This window comes from Abiotrophia sp. HMSC24B09 (assembly GCF_001815865.1).
Classification (GTDB): Bacteria; Bacillota; Bacilli; order Lactobacillales; family Aerococcaceae; genus Abiotrophia.
Window position 1 is genome coordinate 1 of record NZ_KV822205.1, and the last position, 1,072, is coordinate 1,072.

General features: G+C 54.4%; 1 protein-coding gene. It reads right to left on the bottom strand.

The genetic code is table 11. The features are described 5' to 3' along the window. Positions 1 to 1,072 (bottom strand): DUF1542 domain-containing protein (locus HMPREF3093_RS05815; protein ID WP_143227668.1); only part of this gene is annotated, 1,072 nt, incomplete at both ends.

The following is a 1,072-nucleotide window of genomic DNA, read 5'->3' on the forward strand; positions in this document are numbered from 1 at the left end:
ACGTTGCGTTTCCGCCGCGCGTTCAATCGCGTCCTTCGCTTCCGTCTTAGTCGCTGGGGTCTCGGCCACATTCTTGATCGCCGCAATCCCCTTGGTTTGTTCACCGGTCACGTCGGCTTGCTTAGCTGCGTCTTGGATCGCTTGCTTAGCCTTGGCTAATTCGCTTTCGACCTCCGCGATGGCGGTCTTGCGTTCTTCCTCGGTTAAGCCACCATTCGCTTGAATGTGTTGCTTCTTCTCATCCGCCGCTGCTTGCACTGCTGCGATGGCTGCTGGCTTCGCCACGGCCGTCACTGGCACTGCTTGAATCGCTTGCGTTCCATCGTTTTGCTTATCCGTTACCGCTTGGTTGGTCGTTGCCTCATCAATCGCCTGGTTGGCTTTCGTTACGGCTTCGTCTACTTTCCCAATCGCTTCGGCTTTCTCTTCATCGGTCAAGTTGCCATTGTTCCGGATTTCAGCCTTCTTCAATTCGGCTGCTGCTTGGATGGCTGCTTTCGCCGCATTCTTCGCTGCTGGTGTTTCTGCCACGCCTGCGATGTCGGCTTTCCCTTGCACTTCTTGAGCTTGAACATCCGCCAATTTCTTGGCTGCGTCAATCGCATTACGCGCTGCGTCTGCTTTCGCTTCGACCGCGCTGATTGCGTCGTTCTTCTCTTCGCGAGTTAATTGAGTGTTATTCTCAATTTGTCGCTTCTTATCTTGCTCAGCTTGCGTAATCGCTGCTTTCGCTAAGTCCTTCGTGCTTTGGGCTTGGTCCTCAATCGCTTTAATCGCTTCGATTGCTGCCTTGCCGGCTTCACCTTTAGCTGCTACGTCGGCACTGCTTTCGGCTTGCTTGATCTCTTCCTTAGCCGCTGCTAAGGCTGCGTCAACCTTCGCTAGCGCTGCTTTCTGCTCTTCCTCGGTTAACTTGCCATTCGATTCAATCTCTTGGCGCTTAGCCGCTGCCGCTGCTTCCACTACACGGTCTGCTGCTGGACGAGCTACTGGTGTTTCGGCTACACCGCTAATCGCGATGCTTCCCTTGCCTTGTTCATTCGTCACCGCTTCATCGTTCGCTGCGTCCTTG